15 protein-coding genes, 1 tRNA gene and 1 pseudogene are annotated in these 14,324 nt (G+C 71.8%); 5 read left to right on the top strand and 12 right to left on the bottom strand.

Annotated features, from left to right (window positions below):
- Positions 1 to 2 precede the first annotated feature (2 nt).
- Entirely contained in the window at positions 3 to 1,676 is a 1,674-nt protein-coding gene (pruA, locus tag HD595_RS00795) for an L-glutamate gamma-semialdehyde dehydrogenase (RefSeq protein ID WP_253765012.1), read from the bottom strand.
- The gene (locus HD595_RS00790) at positions 1,677 to 2,594 is read right to left on the bottom strand and encodes a proline dehydrogenase family protein (RefSeq protein ID WP_253765011.1); all 918 of its coding nucleotides are present in this window, start codon (positions 2,592 to 2,594) and stop codon (positions 1,677 to 1,679) included. It lies immediately after the preceding gene.
- Between the two features lie 75 nt (positions 2,595 to 2,669).
- On the opposite strand from HD595_RS00790, the gene HD595_RS00785 reads away from it, so the two are divergent.
- Positions 2,670 to 3,722, top strand: a complete 1,053-nt coding sequence (locus tag HD595_RS00785) for a PucR family transcriptional regulator (protein ID WP_253765010.1) — start codon at positions 2,670 to 2,672, stop codon at positions 3,720 to 3,722.
- Positions 3,723 to 3,726: 4 nt separating this feature from the next.
- Here the strand turns inward: HD595_RS00785 and HD595_RS00780 are convergent, their stop codons facing one another.
- From HD595_RS00780 to HD595_RS00770, 3 genes are all read right to left on the bottom strand, one after another.
- Entirely contained in the window at positions 3,727 to 4,320 is a 594-nt protein-coding gene (locus tag HD595_RS00780) for an FMN-binding negative transcriptional regulator (protein ID WP_253765009.1), read from the bottom strand.
- Between the two features lie 71 nt (positions 4,321 to 4,391).
- A complete protein-coding gene (locus HD595_RS00775; protein WP_253765008.1) occupies positions 4,392 to 5,495 on the bottom strand; it encodes a glycosyltransferase in 1,104 nt (367 codons plus the stop codon).
- Positions 5,496 to 5,719: 224 nt separating this feature from the next.
- Positions 5,720 to 7,552, bottom strand: a complete 1,833-nt coding sequence (locus tag HD595_RS00770) for a SpoIIE family protein phosphatase (protein WP_253765007.1) — start codon at positions 7,550 to 7,552, stop codon at positions 5,720 to 5,722.
- Positions 7,553 to 7,610: 58 nt separating this feature from the next.
- Between HD595_RS00770 and HD595_RS00765 the strand changes: the two genes are divergently transcribed.
- Complete coding sequence (locus HD595_RS00765; RefSeq protein ID WP_253765006.1) at positions 7,611 to 8,330, top strand: GAF and ANTAR domain-containing protein; 720 nt, start codon at positions 7,611 to 7,613, stop codon at positions 8,328 to 8,330.
- An 8-nt stretch (positions 8,331 to 8,338) separates the two neighbouring features.
- On the opposite strand, the gene HD595_RS00760 is transcribed toward HD595_RS00765, so the two are convergent.
- On the bottom strand, positions 8,339 to 8,695 hold the full coding sequence (locus HD595_RS00760; RefSeq protein WP_253780997.1) for an STAS domain-containing protein: 357 nt from the start codon (positions 8,693 to 8,695) through the stop codon (positions 8,339 to 8,341).
- Positions 8,696 to 8,873: 178 nt separating this feature from the next.
- Here HD595_RS00760 and HD595_RS00755 point away from each other — a divergent pair, with 178 nt between their 5' ends.
- Both HD595_RS00755 and HD595_RS00750 read left to right on the top strand, forming a co-directional pair.
- Positions 8,874 to 9,644: a SigB/SigF/SigG family RNA polymerase sigma factor gene (locus tag HD595_RS00755; RefSeq protein WP_344578524.1), complete on the top strand. Its 771-nt coding sequence runs from the start codon at positions 8,874 to 8,876 to the stop codon at positions 9,642 to 9,644.
- Positions 9,645 to 9,660: 16 nt separating this feature from the next.
- A complete protein-coding gene (locus HD595_RS00750) occupies positions 9,661 to 10,080 on the top strand; it encodes an ATP-binding protein (protein ID WP_253765004.1) in 420 nt (139 codons plus the stop codon).
- 56 nt (positions 10,081 to 10,136) lie between these two features.
- Here HD595_RS00750 and HD595_RS00745 read toward each other — a convergent pair whose 3' ends face one another.
- From HD595_RS00745 to HD595_RS00730, 4 genes are all read right to left on the bottom strand, one after another.
- Complete coding sequence (locus tag HD595_RS00745; RefSeq protein WP_253765003.1) at positions 10,137 to 10,334, bottom strand: hypothetical protein; 198 nt, start codon at positions 10,332 to 10,334, stop codon at positions 10,137 to 10,139.
- A gap of 7 nt (positions 10,335 to 10,341) precedes the next feature.
- Positions 10,342 to 11,295 (bottom strand): hypothetical protein, encoded by a 954-nt coding sequence (locus HD595_RS00740; protein WP_253765002.1) that lies wholly within the window; start codon positions 11,293 to 11,295, stop codon positions 10,342 to 10,344.
- 5 nt (positions 11,296 to 11,300) lie between these two features.
- Positions 11,301 to 11,846, bottom strand: a complete 546-nt coding sequence (locus HD595_RS00735) for a hypothetical protein (RefSeq protein WP_253765001.1) — start codon at positions 11,844 to 11,846, stop codon at positions 11,301 to 11,303.
- 213 nt (positions 11,847 to 12,059) lie between these two features.
- Positions 12,060 to 12,488: a helix-turn-helix domain-containing protein gene (locus HD595_RS00730; protein ID WP_253765000.1), complete on the bottom strand. Its 429-nt coding sequence runs from the start codon at positions 12,486 to 12,488 to the stop codon at positions 12,060 to 12,062.
- Positions 12,489 to 12,578: 90 nt separating this feature from the next.
- On the opposite strand from HD595_RS00730, the gene HD595_RS00725 reads away from it, so the two are divergent.
- Positions 12,579 to 12,652, top strand: a tRNA-Pro gene (locus HD595_RS00725).
- A 231-nt stretch (positions 12,653 to 12,883) separates the two neighbouring features.
- Here the strand turns inward: HD595_RS00725 and HD595_RS47150 are convergent.
- A pseudogene (locus HD595_RS47150) lies at positions 12,884 to 13,483 on the bottom strand (tyrosine-type recombinase/integrase); the annotation flags it as partial.
- 458 nt (positions 13,484 to 13,941) lie between these two features.
- A complete protein-coding gene (locus HD595_RS46540) occupies positions 13,942 to 14,115 on the bottom strand; it encodes a helix-turn-helix transcriptional regulator (protein ID WP_253764998.1) in 174 nt (57 codons plus the stop codon).
- Positions 14,116 to 14,324: the final 209 nt, after the last annotated feature.

The raw sequence follows: 14,324 nt of genomic DNA, 5'->3' as shown, positions 1-14,324 counted from the left end.
GGTCAGTAGCCGAGCTTCTTCAGGTCGGGCTGCTCGAAGCCGGACTGCGGCACGTCGCCGCGGTACGGGCCGGTGACGACCGGCGCCACGAACGTCTCCTTGATCGTGCGGGCGTTCACCCAGCGGATCAGGTTGAAGATCGAGCCCGCCTTGTCGTTGGTGCCCGAGGCGCGGGCGCCGCCGAACGGCTGCTGGCCCACGACCGCGCCCGTCGGCTTGTCGTTGACGTAGAAGTTGCCCGCCGCGAAGCGCAGCCGCTCCGAGGCCGAGGCGATCGCGTACCGGTCCTGGGCGATGAGCGAGCCGGTCAGCGCGTACGGCGTGACGGCCTCCATCTGGTCGAGCACCCGGTCGAAGTCGCCGTCCTCGTAGACGTGGACGCCGAGGATCGGGCCGAAGTACTCCTTGACGAAGACCTCGTCCGTGGGGTCGGCGCACTCCACGATGGTCGGCTTGACGAAGTAGCCGGTGGAGTCGTCGTAGGAGCCGGTGAGCACGTTCACGCCGCCGGCCTGGCGGGCGCGGTCGATGGCGGCCTTGTGCTTGGCGAAGGCGCGTCCGTCGATGACGGCGCCCATGAACGTGGACAGGTCCTCCGTGACGTCGCCCACGGTGAGCGACTCGGCCATGGCCACGAAGTCGTCGCGCATCCGCGTCCACAGCGAGCGCGGGACGTAGGCCCGCGAGGCGGCCGAGCACTTCTGGCCCTGGTACTCGAAGGCGCCCCGGATCAGCGCCGTGCGCAGGCCGGCGAGGTCGGCCGACGGGTGGGCGAGCACGAAGTCCTTGCCGCCGGTCTCGCCGACCAGGCGCGGGTAGCCCCGGTAGGTGCCGATGTTGGTGCCGACCGTCCGCCACAGGTGCTGGAACGTCGCGGTCGAGCCGGTGAAGTGGATGCCGGCGAGCTCGGGGTGGGCCAGCGCCACCTCCGAGACGGCCTGGCCGTTGCCCGTGACCATGTTGATCACGCCCGGCGGCAGGCCGGCCTCCTCCAGCAGGCGCATGGTGAAGTGCGCCGCGAACTGCTGCGTGGGCGACGGCTTCCAGACCACGACGTTGCCCATCAGGGCGGCGGCCGTCGGCAGGTTGCCGGCGATGGCGGTGAAGTTGAACGGCGTGATCGCCAGCACGAAGCCCTCGAGCGGCCGGTACTCCATCCGGTTCCACACGCCGGGCGACGACGCCGGCTGGTCGGCGTGGAGCTGGCGCGCGTACGCCACGTTGAAGCGGAAGAAGTCGATCAGCTCGCAGGCCGAGTCGATCTCCGCCTGCTGCGCCGTCTTCGACTGGCCGAGCATGGTGGCGGCGTTCAGCGTCGCGCGCCACGGGCCCGCCAGCAGGTCGGCGGCCCGCAGGAACACCGCGGCCCGCTCGTCGAACGACAGCGACCGCCACGCGGGCGCGGCGGCCAGCGCCGTGTCGATCGCCTCCTGGACGTCCTGCGCGGTGGCGTCGTGGGTGACGCCGAGCACGGACGCCTTGTTGTGCGGCTGCACGACGTCGATCGGCGCGCCGCCGCCCATCCGCTGCCGGCCGCCGATCGTCATCGTCAGGTCGATCGACGCCCCGGACAGCTCCTTGATCCGGTTCTCCAGCGTGGTGCGCTCGGCGCTGCCCGGCGCGTAGGAGTACACCCGCTCGTTGGCCGGCGTGGGCACGTTGGTAATGGCGTCCATTTACTTACCCCCAAGGGCACGAAGGAAGAAGGCGACGTTGGCCGGGCGCTCGGCCAGGCGGCGCATGAAGTAGCCGTACCAGTCGTCGCCGTACGGGATGTAGACGCGGACGGTGTGACCGGCCCCGGCCAGGGCCTCCTGCCGGTCGGTCCGGATGCCGTAGAGCATCTGGTACTCGTAGTCGCCGACGGAGCGGCCGAAGCGGTCGGCGAGCAGCTCGGTCACGGCGATCAGCCGGTCGTCGTGCGTCGCCACCATGGGATACCCCTTCCCCGCCATGAGGATCCGCAGGCATCGCACGTACGCCCGGTCGACGTCGCCCTTGCTCTGGTGGGCGACCGAGGCGGGCTCCCGGTAGGCGCCCTTGACCAGGCGCACCCGGCTGCCCTCGACGGCCAGGTCACGGCAGTCCTGGACGCTGCGGAACAGGTACGCCTGGATGGCCACGCCCGTCGACGGGAAGTCCTCGCGCAGCGTGCGCAGGATGCCGAGCGTCGAGTCGACGGTGGTGTGGTCCTCCATGTCGAGGGTGACGGGCGAGCCGTTCGCGGCGGCGGCGGCGCAGATCTCGCGGGCGTGGGCCAGCGCCAGCGCCTCGTCGAACTGCTGGCCGACCGCCGACAGCTTGACCGACACCTCCGCGCGCGAGCCGAGGCCGAGCGGCCGCAGCGACTCCAGCAGCGTCACGTACGCCTTGGCCGTCGCGGCGGCGGCCCCCGCGTCGCGGGTCTCCTCGCCGAGATGGTCCACGGTCACGGTCAGCCTGGCGTCGGTGAGCCGTTCGACGGCCTTGCGGGCCTCATCGACACCCTCGCCGGCGACGAACCGGTCGACGACCTTCCGCGTGAGCGGGAAACCGGACACGGAACGGCGCACGAGCGCGCTCCGGGACGTGGCGAGCAATACTTGACCGAGCATGTATCCAATCTAAAACCCCAGCTCAAAAGGGGCCATCGACGCTCGTAACGCGCGATGTGGCAGGCTGTCATACACATGGACAATTCGGCTGATCTGCAGGACATCGTCGACGAGCTCGCCCGGCTGCTCGGGGCCTCCGCGACGCTGGAGGACCGCTCGTTCCGGCTGCTCGCGTACGGGGCGCAGCACGGAGACATCGACACCGTGCGCCAGGAGTCGATCCTGCGCCGGCGCGCCACGCCGGAGGTCCGCGACTACTTCGAACGCTACGGCATCGTCCGGGCCGGGCACCCCGTCCGCATCCCGGCCGACGCCGACCTCAAGGTGCTGGCCCGGGTCTGCTGGCCGCTGCGGCACCAGGACGTCACCTACGGCTACCTGTGGCTGCTCGACTCGGGCAGCCTCACCGACGACCTGCTGCGCCGGGCCGAGCCGCTGGTGGGCCGCGCCGCCGCCGCGCTGGCCCAGGAGGCGCGCAGCCGCCGCGACGCCGGCCGCGGGCTGCGGGCGCTGCTGTCCGCCGACCCGGAGGAGCGCGCGGGCGCCTCGCTGGAGGTGCCCGGCCCGGTCGCCGCGATCGCGGTGCGCGAGTCGGACAACCGGGTGGCCGCGCTGTGGACGCTGCCGCGCGGGGTGCTGGCCCGTCCCGGCTCGCCGGTCGCGCTGCTCGCCCCCGCCCACCTGGCCGGCGAGGTGGCGCGCACGGTCCAGGCCGCGTACGGCACGGCGGCCGGCGTCGGGGCGGTCCGGCGCGACCCGGGGGAGGCCTGGCAGAGCTGGCGGGAGGCGCGCCAGGCGCTGCGGATCGCCGAGCACTTCCCGCGCTTCGCGCCCGTCGCCCGCTGGGAGGACCTCGGCGCGCACCGGCTGCTGGCCCGGCTCGGCCAGGCCGACCTGGCGGAGCTGGCGGCCGAGACCGCCGCGCTGGACGGGGAGCTGGCCCACACCGTCGAGACGTACCTCGACCTGGGCGGCAACGCCCAGAAGACGGCGGCGGAGCTGGGCATCCACCGCCAGACGCTGTACTACCGGCTGGGGAAGGCGGAGCGGCTGCTGGGCCGCGACCTGGGCGAGGGCGACGACCGCCTGGCCGTCCACCTCGGCCTCAAGGCCGCCCGCCTGGTGTGACGGCTCAGGACAGATGCCGTAGGGCGGGGGCGTCGCCGGGGCCGCCCCGCTCCGACAGGTGGCCCGCCACCCGCCCCCGGTGCGCGGCGTCCTTGTGCCCGTCGTACTTGAACTTGCCGCGGACCTCCTCGATCCGCAGCCGCAGCCCCTGGATGCCCGACAGCAGCCGCGGCATCGCGGCCGGGTCGCCCGCCCGCGGGTCGAGGTCGCCGAGCTGGGCGCGCAGGATCTCCAGCTTGCCCTCGGCGTCCTTGACGATCTCGGCGTGGCAGGCGAGCTGGACGGCCGAGTAGTAGGTGGTCGGCACGCCGAGCGCCGGGTCGGTGCCCGGCTCGGCCCGCCACGAGCCCGGGATGTACGCCCAGTGGTGCGCGACGGACAGCAGCACCTTCGGGTTCTCCTCGACGGCCGCCCACACGGGGTTGGGGCGGGCCAGGTGGAGCAGGACCGTCCGGTCGTCCTGGAGGAGGAACTGCGTCGGGACCACGACGGGGAGGTCGCGGTCGCGGCCGGCGGCGATGAGCTGCCCGAACGCGTGCTCCCTGACGTACGCGAGGGCCCCCTCGTCGTCGGCGGCGTCCCACGGGTGAATCAGCATGCCGGGACCCTACAAGCACCCGGCCGGACACCGGGGGACCGGGTCCGGCCGAGGGGCGGGGGTGCTTCGGATCAGGCGCAGGCCGCCTCGTACACGCGGACGAGCTCCTGGCTGACGCGCTCCCAGGAGTAGCGGGAGCGGGCGCGGTCGGCGCCGGCGTAGCCGAGCGCGGTGCGCAGCGTGCCGTCGGCGAGCAGCTCGCGGGCCAGGCGCGCGGTCTGGGCGGGGCGGTCCGGCGGCACCAGCAGGCCGGTGACGCCGTCGATGACGGAGTCGAGGTGGGCGCCCACGGCGGAGGCGATCACCGGGACGCCGCACGCCATGGCCTCCAGGGCGACGATGCCGGTCGCGGCCTCGCGGGGGATGGTCACGACGGCGTCGGCGCCGCGCATGAGCTTGGGGACGGCGGTGCGCTTGACCTGACCGAGGAGGGTCACGCGGTCGGCCACGCCGAGCTGCTCGGCCAGGGCCCGCAGCCGGCGCGCGTCGCGGTCGTCGCCCAGCTCGTCGGGGTCGGGCCCGCCGGCGATGACCAGCTCGACGTCCGTCAGGCCCTGCAGGGCGCGCACGACGGTGTGGGCGCCGCGGTCGGGGGACAGGGCGCCGACGTGCAGCAGCCGCTTGCGGGCGCCGCGCGTGGCGGCGGGGCCCTGCCGGTGGAAGCGCTCGGTGTCGACGCCGTAGGGGACGATCGCGATGTTGTTGCGCGGCACGCCGAGCCGGATCAGCGCCGACTCCTCGTCGTTGGAGCCCGCGATGACCGCGTTGGCGCGGCGGCCGAGCGCCCGCTCCAGCTTGATGTGGGCGGCGTCGACCGAGTGGAAGGTCTGGGTCACCGGCACGTCCAGGCCCTTGGCGCCGGCGACGGCGGCGAGCCCGCCGGTCCAGGAGTGGGCGTGGATGACGTCCGGCCGCTCCTGGCTCCACCGCTTGGTCAGGTGGCGGCCGATGTCGTTGAGGTACGGAACGACGTCGTCCGGCGTCAGGTCACGCGCCGGGCCCACGTCGATGTGCTCCACCGTGACCCCCGGGGCCACCCGCGTCCTGGGCTTGCCTTCGGCGTTGTCTCGGCGGGAGTAGATCGTGACGTGGTGCTCACGCCCCAGCTCACGGGCCACGGCGTGGATGTGGTGACGCTTGCTGCCGTTGACGGATGCGACGATCGCGATATTCATGGCACACCTCAGCGTGGAAAGCAGTGTGGAAACAGCCTTCAAGGTGTGCCTGCGTCTTAGGCACGGATATCTGTGCTGAAGACTTTACCCGGAACAGCCCCAGACGCAAACCCCGACAGAACCGACTTCTCGCACAAAAAACGCGAACGGCGAGATGGGGCTCCAGGAAATCGTGACCGGAATCTGGGGGTTGCGGGTGATTGGCCAGGTCCGAGGGGGTGGCGTCAGGCGCCGCGCAGGGCGAGGATCACGATCTCGTCCCACACCTGGCCGCCCGAGAACGCGCTGCGGTCGGCCTCCACGGCCTTGACCACGGTGGCCGGCGACTGCCCGGCGCACCGCCCCAGCACGTCCGCCAGCCGTTCCTCGCCGTACGGCTCGCCGGCCTCGTTGCGCGAGGAGATCAGCCCCTCGGAGTAGAGCACCAGGGTCTGGCCCAGGCCGACCGTGAGCTCCTCCACCCCGGTCTCGCCCGTCGGCGCGATGCCCAGCGGCACGCCGCCGCCCGAGGCGAAGCGCACGCCGCCGTCCGGCTGCAACAGCGCCGCCGGGTGGTGCCCGGCCGACGACAGCCGGATCGTGCGCCCGCGCACGAACCCCGCCACCGCCATCACGAACATGCCGGTGCCCTGCTTGACGAGCGCCTCGTTGACCTTGCGCATGACCACGTCCGGGTCGGACTCCCAGGCGCCCAGCACCCGCAGCCCGCCCCTGACCATGGCGCTGACCGAGGCGGCCTCCTCGCCTTTGCCCACGGCGCCGCCCAGGGCGAAGCCCCAGCCGCCCTCCACCGGGAACACGTCGTAGAACTCGGCGCCCACGGAGGCGCCCGGGTGGTAGATGGCGCTCGCCTCGTACCCCGGCACGTCCGGCAGGTTGCGCGGCGCGACGCTGGCCGACAGGGCGTCGGCCGCCCTGGCGCGCCGCTGGAAGCTGCGCTGCGCCCGCACCGCGAGCCCGAGGTGCAGGCCGACCTCCTGCATGACCCCGAGGTCGGCCAGCGTGAACGGCGGCTTGTCGTGCCCGCGCACCAGCGTCAGCGCGCCCTCGCGGGCGCCGATCGGCACGCACAGCAGCGAGCCCGCGCCCATCGCGGTCAGCAGCGGCCCGTCAGCGGAGAAGCCGAACAGCGTCTCGTCGTCCAGCATCTCGTGGACCAGGCCCGAGCCGCGTTCCAGCACGTGCGCCACCACCTGGCTCGCCGCCGGCTCCGCGCCCTCCACCTGCCGCACCAGCCCGCCGAGCGGATGGTCCTTGGGCGCCACCACGACCGAGCGGCGCGGCATCCCGTCCCGCACGACGTCGGCGACCACCCAGTCGGCCCACTCGGCGGCCAGCAGCCGCGTGGCGCGGGGCAGCGCGACCGGCTGCCGCAGCGCCTCCTCGTCCAGCAGCAGCGCGGCCATGCGGGCCAGCAGGTCCTGCCGCCGGCTCGCTGCCATGAGCAGCTCGCCGTCGGACTGCTCCGGCCGCTCCGCCGCCGGTCCGGGGAGCTGGACCTCGGTGGGCAGCGCCACGGCGGCCACCATCTGCTGTGGCTCGCCCGGCATCGTCAGCCGGGTCAGCGCGAGCTGCACCGTGTGGGTGCGCCCCTGGTGCGCCAGCCGCGTCTCGAACGCCGCCGGCTGCCCCGTCTGGAGCACCGACGTCAGGTGGGAGCGGAACGCGGCCCGCCGCGAGACGTCCACCAGCAGCGGGAACGAGCGGCCCACCAGGTAGCCGTCCGGGCTGCCCAGCACCCGGGAGGTCTCGCCGTTGACGCGCCGCACCACGCCGCCGCCGTCCAGCACGATCACCGGCACGGGGAACGCCCGGAACACCTGCCGCAGCAGCTTCAGCTCCCGCTGCGGCCCGTCCTTCTTGCCCTGGCGCCGGTCGGTGGCCTTGCGCAGCTCGACGCGCGCCTCGGCCAGCAGCTCGGAGGCGGTGTCCAGCTCCGCCAGCGCCGCGTCGAGAATGGGAGCCAGCTCGGACGGGTAGGCCGTCCTCGCCTCACGCAGAGACGTGACGCGCGCCGAGAGCGCGTCCAGAGCGTGTTCGAGGTCCGGCACAGTCATGCTCTGACGCTACGCCACATTGGATAATGCTAGCTATAAGGGGTAGGGAGCCGAGCTTATGGAATCGACAGTGACGATGATCACGCCTGGCCTGGCCCGTGACCTCGCGGCGCTCGGCCGCCTCGGCGAGGCCACCTCCACCGAGAGCGTGCTGCGCGGCCTGACCACGGCCCTGGCCGACGGGGTGCCCGGCTGCTCCGGCAGCGCCGCCGAGCACTGGCGCGACCAGCGCGTCGTCGTCTCCGGCTCGCACAGCGAGCTGATCACGCTGGTCGACGAGGAGCGCCGCCTGGGGGAGGGGCCGTCGGCCGAGGCCCGCCGCACCGCCGGCCGCGTGATGGTCGGCGACGTGCTCAGCGAGGGCCGCTGGCCCCGCTACGCCGCCCTGGCCAATCGCTGGGCGGTGCGCTCGGTCCTCGTCCTGCCGATCCAGGTCGGCCCCGCGCTGCTGCTGGTCGGCCTCTACTCCGTACGGGCCGGCGCGTTCTCCCCGGTCGGCGCGCACGCGCTGGCCGACATGCTGAGCCAGCACGTCGGCGTCGCCATGGGCAACATGTGGGACTTCGAGGAGGTCCGCACCGACGCCGCCCAGCTCCAGGAGGCGCTCAACGGCCGGGCCGTCATCGACCAGGCCAAGGGCATCATCATGCAGACCAGCGGCTGCACCGCCGAGGCCGCCTTCGAGGAGCTGCGCCGGATCTCCCAGCACCACCAGGTCAAGGTGGCCGACCTCGCCCGGCTCCTGGTGGAGGAGCACCAGCGCAAGTCACGCCGCTGACGGAGGGGTCAGCCGATGGCGGCCAGCGCGTCGTCGAGCGTGTCGTACAGCGGCAGCCGCTGCGCCAGCCCGGTGATCCACATCACCTTGGACTTGGAGTACTCGACCCCGACCAGCGCGAACCGCGAGCTCGTGGCCAGGCTGGTCTGCCACTGGTGCACGATCAGCCCCAGCGCGCGCGAGTCCATGAACGTCACGCCCGCGAGATCGAGGATGAGGTCCGGCCCCGACAGGGACAGGTAGTCGGCGAACTGCTCGCGCGTCGTCGCGTCGAGCACCCCGTCGACCTTGACCACAGTGATCTCGTTGACGGTCGACGAGGTAAGGCTCAGGGCCGCCACAGCGCCCTCACCGTTCTCCGGCATTGTCACGAAGCAACCCTACTGTCACCGCGGCAGGGAGGAATACGTCCCGCGGGATGGGGCATACTTGATCCGAAGTCCAGCAGAGGGCTTTCGTCTCGAAGTAAGACGCGAGGCGTGCCTCTGCATGGGCTTTTTTCCTGTGGAGGCCGCCCCTGCGACCCATATGAGGAGCAGCGAGATGGCTGTGCAGGACCTCGTTCTTGAGGAAATGACCGCCGAAGAGCTCCTGGCCGAGATGGTCAGGCTCGACACCCCCGACAGTCTGCGGGAACGGCTGCGCGAGCGCATCGTCGAGATGCACCGTCCGCTGGCCATGGAGATCGCCCGGCGCTACCGCTACCGCGGTGAGCCGCTGGAGGACCTGCTCCAGGCCGCGTACGTCGGCCTGATGAAGGCCATCAACGGCTTCGACCCGACGCTCGGCCACGCCTTCCGCGGCTACGCCGTCGTCACGATGACCGGCGAGGTCAAGCGCCACTTCCGCGACCGCACCTGGGCCATCCGCGTCCCCCGCCTCTACCAGGAGCGCCGCTCGGAGCTCAACCGGCTGGTCGCCGACCTCAGCCAGACGCTCGGCCGGTCGCCGACCGTCGCCGAGCTGGCCGCCAAGATGAACATCAGCGAGGAGGACGTCCTGCTCACGCTCGACGCCTCCGCCGCGTACAGCACGCTGTCGCTGGACGCGCCGCTCGGCACCGACGACGACGCCGCCTCGCTCGGCGACGTCATCCCGGAGGACGACGACACGCTCAGCACCATGCTCGACCGCGAGGCGGTCAAGCCGCTCATCGACGCCCTGCCCTCCCGCGAGAAGCACATCCTGCTCCTGCGCTTCTTCGGCAACATGACGCAGGCCGAGATCGCGGCCGAGTTCGGCATCTCGCAGATGCACGTCTCCCGGATCCTGCGCAAGGTCCTCGACCAGCTGCGCGCCGAACTTGTGGGCTGAAAGGGCGGTCGGCCGGGTGCGCGAGGACGAACATCCTCCTGACGCGGGTCTCGTCGGCCCGCCGCCCGGCACGCCCGCGAAGAAGATCGTCTACCGGCTGCCGGACCTGCCGCGGGTCCGGCACTTCGCCGAGACGGAGGCCCGCCGCGCCGGCATGCCCGACGAGGCCATCGGCGACTTCGTCATCGCCGTGAACGAGGTCGCCACCAACGCCGTCACCCACGGCGACGACGAGGCCAGGGTGCGGCTGTGGGTGGACGAGGGCGACGTCGTGGTCGAGGTGCACGACCACGGCACGTGGAAGCCCGGCCCGATGCCCGGCTCGGTCGGCGGCATGGGGCTGTGGGTCGCCCGCATGCTCTCCTCCGACCTGCACCTGCGGGTGGGTGACGGGGGCAGCACGGTGGTGATGCGCTTTCCGGCAAAGTCGTCGTGATCCGTCCACTTATTATGTGAAAGGCCCCCTGCTGGGGGCCTTTCACATGCTCTGTCCTACCTACGGGTGCGTCCGCGCCATCCGCTGTAACCGCTGCGGATGCTCGCCGTCCCCACGCCCGCCTGGTGCAGGGCGAGGAACGTCAGCCCCAGGAGCATGAACGTCGTGCCGGAGATGCCGCCCGGGATCCGGACGTTGACCAAGTCGAGCAGGAACCCCAGCCCGAACACGATCGCCGCGACAACCGCGAGCATGAGCCTCTCACCTCGTCCCTGTGGTGGTGGTGCCGGTGGTCGTGCCGGCGTTGTCGCCGGTGAGGGCGAGCAGGCGCTCCAGCACCGTCCTGTACTCGCGCAGCGCCAGGCGGAGCTGCTCGGTGTCGGTGTCGGTGTCGGTGTCGTTGCCGTTTTCGCCGGAGCCGCTCCAGCGCTGCCGCAGCTCGCCGGTGCGGGACGTCAGCGCGCTCGTGAGCGCCTCGACGACCTCGCCGACCAGCCCGTCGGCCCGCCTGACGGCGTCACCCGGGTCGTCCACGAAGCCGGCCTGCAGCTCGCGCCAGCGCGCCTGCACCTCGGCCGGGTCCCGATCGAACAGCACGATGTCGGCCGGGGCGGCGTGGGAGGGCTTGGCGCCGCCGTCCACGCCGGTGGCGTCGTCGCCGGTCACCGGGGGCGTGTCCTGGGCGGTGTGCGCCGGGCCGGTCAGGTCCTCGTCGACGGCGGGGCCGGGGCCGGTGGAGACGCCGGTGGCGTAGGGGTCCCGCCGCGCGTTCTCGTCGTTCGCACCGGTGAGATCGTCCGAGCCGTGGAGGTCGTCCGAGCCGCGTACGTCGCCGGGGCCGGGGACGTCATGCGTGCGGCCGTCACCGTCGCGCACAGCGTCACGTGTGAGGGCGTCATCGGGGTGGTCGTCATCGGGACCGTCGTTCCGCGTGCGGCGGTCATCGTCACCGCCGGCCACCAGGACGTCGTCACCCGTCGTCGTCCCCCGGACGGGATCGTGAGCCCTGCCCGCCACCCCGTCACGCTCCAGGTCACGGTCACGGTCGTCATCGACGATCATGCGGAGGTCGTCGTCCTCCGGCCGCGCCGCCCGTACGTCGTCGTCGCCGCGCACGTCGTCGAGCGCGCCGTGACGATGGTCGTTCCACTGGTCGCGTCGCTCGTCTCCAGGGTGGTCGCCGCGCTGCGACGGCACCCGCATCTCCTCACCCACGTCCTTCACCGTCCTCGCGTCGTCTCTTCGAGCAGTTCCTCGAAGAGCGCCCGGTAGTGCACCATCGCCTGCCGGAGCTCCTCGGTGGAGGCCTCCTTGCGGGCCGCACGCCCGCTGATCTCATGCGCCTTGCGGTAGTGGTCGAGCGTCGAGGCGTGGGCCACGGACAGGTCGGACAGCCGCTGCTCGAAGTCGTCCGTCGGGTAGCCGCGGTCGGACATGACCGACGTCACGAGCTGGTCCGCTTCGGTCACCGCGAAGCCGGGCGCGTCCACGAAGCGCTCCTGCACCTCGGTCCACCGCTTGGCGTAGCTGTTGCGCGTCTCCTCGGAAAGGGGCCGGATGTCGAGCTCGGCGTGCCGCTGCTCGCGGGCCAGCAGTTCCTGCTCGGCCTCCTTCTTGTTGTCGTGCTCGGCCATCAGGCGTTCGTACTCGGGGCCGAAACGGGCGCGGAGGCGGCTGCGGCGCTGTTGCTGAAGCACCACGTAGCCGACTGCGGCGAGCGCCACCACCGCGACCACGACGACGGCCACCCAGATCAAGGTGGACATGTTCTTCGCCTCCGGTCTCTGTGTTGAGACCAGCGCCTGCCCCCGAACGGGCGCTCGAAACGCCGTGGAACGGCGCACGGCACCCTGTCAGCCACGACGCGTCCACGGAAGTCCCCTGGCCCCGGACCGCGACGGAGAGCCTGAGCGACGCCCTCAGCCCCGTACAGCCGACGCGATCACCAGGAAGTCGTGCTCAGTGACCCTGAGAAGGGGTCACTCGATGTGAAGCGCTTCCCGCGCCTCGGCCAGCACGGCGGCCACATGAGACCGGCCGCCGGGCTCCACGGGCACCTCCCGGAACCCCTCCTCGGGGTCGTACGCCACGTCGAGACCCGCGTCGACGAGCCGTTGCGCCCACCGCAGCGCGGTGTTCAACCGCTCGGACGCCGGCGGCTTCCCCTGGGCGGCGGCGGACAGGTTGCGCAGGTTCGTGGCGGGCCCGGACTGGAGGTGCGCCCGCGCCACCTTCCACGGCACGGCCCGGCTGTGATCGAGCGTCGCCTTCACCAGCCCGGCGGCACGCTTGGCCTGGAGCACCCCGGACTCGCTCACGCCGAACCGCGCGGCCAGATCCCGCACGCTCCACCCCTCGGCCACGAGCCTCGCCAGCTCCTCGCGATCGATCGCCGGCCTACGCCCCAAGATCGCCTCCGCTCCCGCCCGCGATGTGCACGGGCGCCTCCGATGTGCGCTAAGGTTATGACGTCTCGCCCCGCAGGGACGGACACACACCGGGACGTAGCGCAGCTTGGTAGCGCACTTGACTGGGGGTCAAGGGGTCGCAGGTTCAAATCCTGTCGTCCCGACGGTGATACAAGGCCGGTCGGCCTGGGTGAAAGCCCAGGTAGGCCGGTCTTTCTCGTTGTGGCGGGTGTGATCATGGGCTCTCTCGCGATCTTGAGCTGGGGATCATTTGGGGACCAGCCGGTGGAGAGGTGGCTGCTCAGCGCGGCGCCGGCCGCGGCTATCGATCGCGCGTCCGGGTGCAGGTATCGCTGGGTCGTGCTCAGCGACCCGTGACCGGCGATCTTTCGCAGCACGTGCACAGGGACACCCGCATCAGCCATCCACGTCAGCCCCGTGTGACGCAGGTCGTGACGCCGCAGGTGCTCGAAGCCGAGACTGGTGACCACCTCGTCCCAATGCGTGGCATCCCGCAGCACAGCGGTGGTGATGCGTCCGCCCCGAGGGCCGGTGAACAGCCTGGCGGACGGATCGTGATCCATCTCGGCCATGCGACGGGCGATGAGGTCGCGGACCTCCTCGATGAGCGGCACAGCCCGGGCGCGCTTGCCCTTGGTGCCCTTGTCGATCAGCCCACCGGGACCTGGCGTGGTCTGGCGCCGCACCGTCCAGGTCCACGTCCGGGTGTCGATGTCGCCGACCCGCACGCCCGAGGTCTCGCCGATCCGTGCCGCGGTGGCGGCGGTGAAGATCCCGACATCACCCCAGCCCGCGTACTCGCCCGCGGAGCGGCTCACGAGCGCGGCGGCCAGACGGAGGAGCGCCGCCCAGTCCGGCAGGGCGAGAGCGCGCGGATCGTCCAGCTCGTCCTCGGCGAGGCGGTACTCGCGCTGCCAACCCGTCACGCGTGCCGGGTTGCGTTCAATGATGCCGTCCCGGACGGCCTGCTCCATGATCCGCACCAGCATGGCCAGGCTGTTCTTGACGGTGGATCGGCTGCAGCCGTCCGCGATCCAGCCGCAGACCACCCTGTCGACGGCTCCGTACGTGATCATGCGCACGGGGAGATGGCCCAGAGCTGGGACGATGCGCTTGTGCCAGCCGGCCAGGTAAGGGTCGAGCGTCTTGGCCTCGAGTCCGCGCACCGCCAGCTTCATGATGCTCTCGCCATATTCGGCCAGGGTGGCGGTGGCGAGCCTGGGGTCAACGCCACCTTGGGCCAGTCGCTCCATGCCGGCGATCCACGCTTCCGCGTCGTCGGCCGTCTCGAACGCCTCGGACCTCGACTTGCGCTGTTTCGTCGCCGGCTCGACCCACCGGACACGGGCTCGATACGGCGATGAGCGATCCGGCCGATGTTCGATGTCTGCCGAGAGGGAGACTCCTTGCGGGGGGAGTTCCTTGGGTTTGGTCACGCATCATCTCCTTCTGGGGCGATGCGGTGGTGCGCGAGCCACCGCTGGAGGTCGTGGATGCTGTAGAGCGTCAAGCGCGACGACAGCCGGACGAAGGGCGGTCCCTGCGGCGGCCGCGCGGTACGCCAGCGGCGCAAGGTGGACGGGTCGACCTTGAGCAGGGCCGCCACTTCCTCGGTCGTTCGCCAGACATCTTGTGGCGCGCTGCTCTGTCGGCTGTCGTCGTCCGAAAGCGCTAGAAGGTCAGCATTCGATGGCACAGATCCTTTGCTCCCGGAGGCCAAGTTGCGCGAGGTGGTTCGCGCGCCCGTCGTGTGGCTGCCGTATCGGTTGTTCGGCAGCGTGCGGGGACCTGCAGACTAGAGCTTTGAATCGGGTT

This window comes from Nonomuraea roseoviolacea subsp. carminata (assembly GCF_024172185.1).
Taxonomy (GTDB): Bacteria; Actinomycetota; Actinomycetes; order Streptosporangiales; family Streptosporangiaceae; genus Nonomuraea; species Nonomuraea roseoviolacea.
The sequence above is the reverse complement of the archived record's forward strand: the minus strand, read 5'-3'. Positions and strand labels throughout refer to the sequence as shown.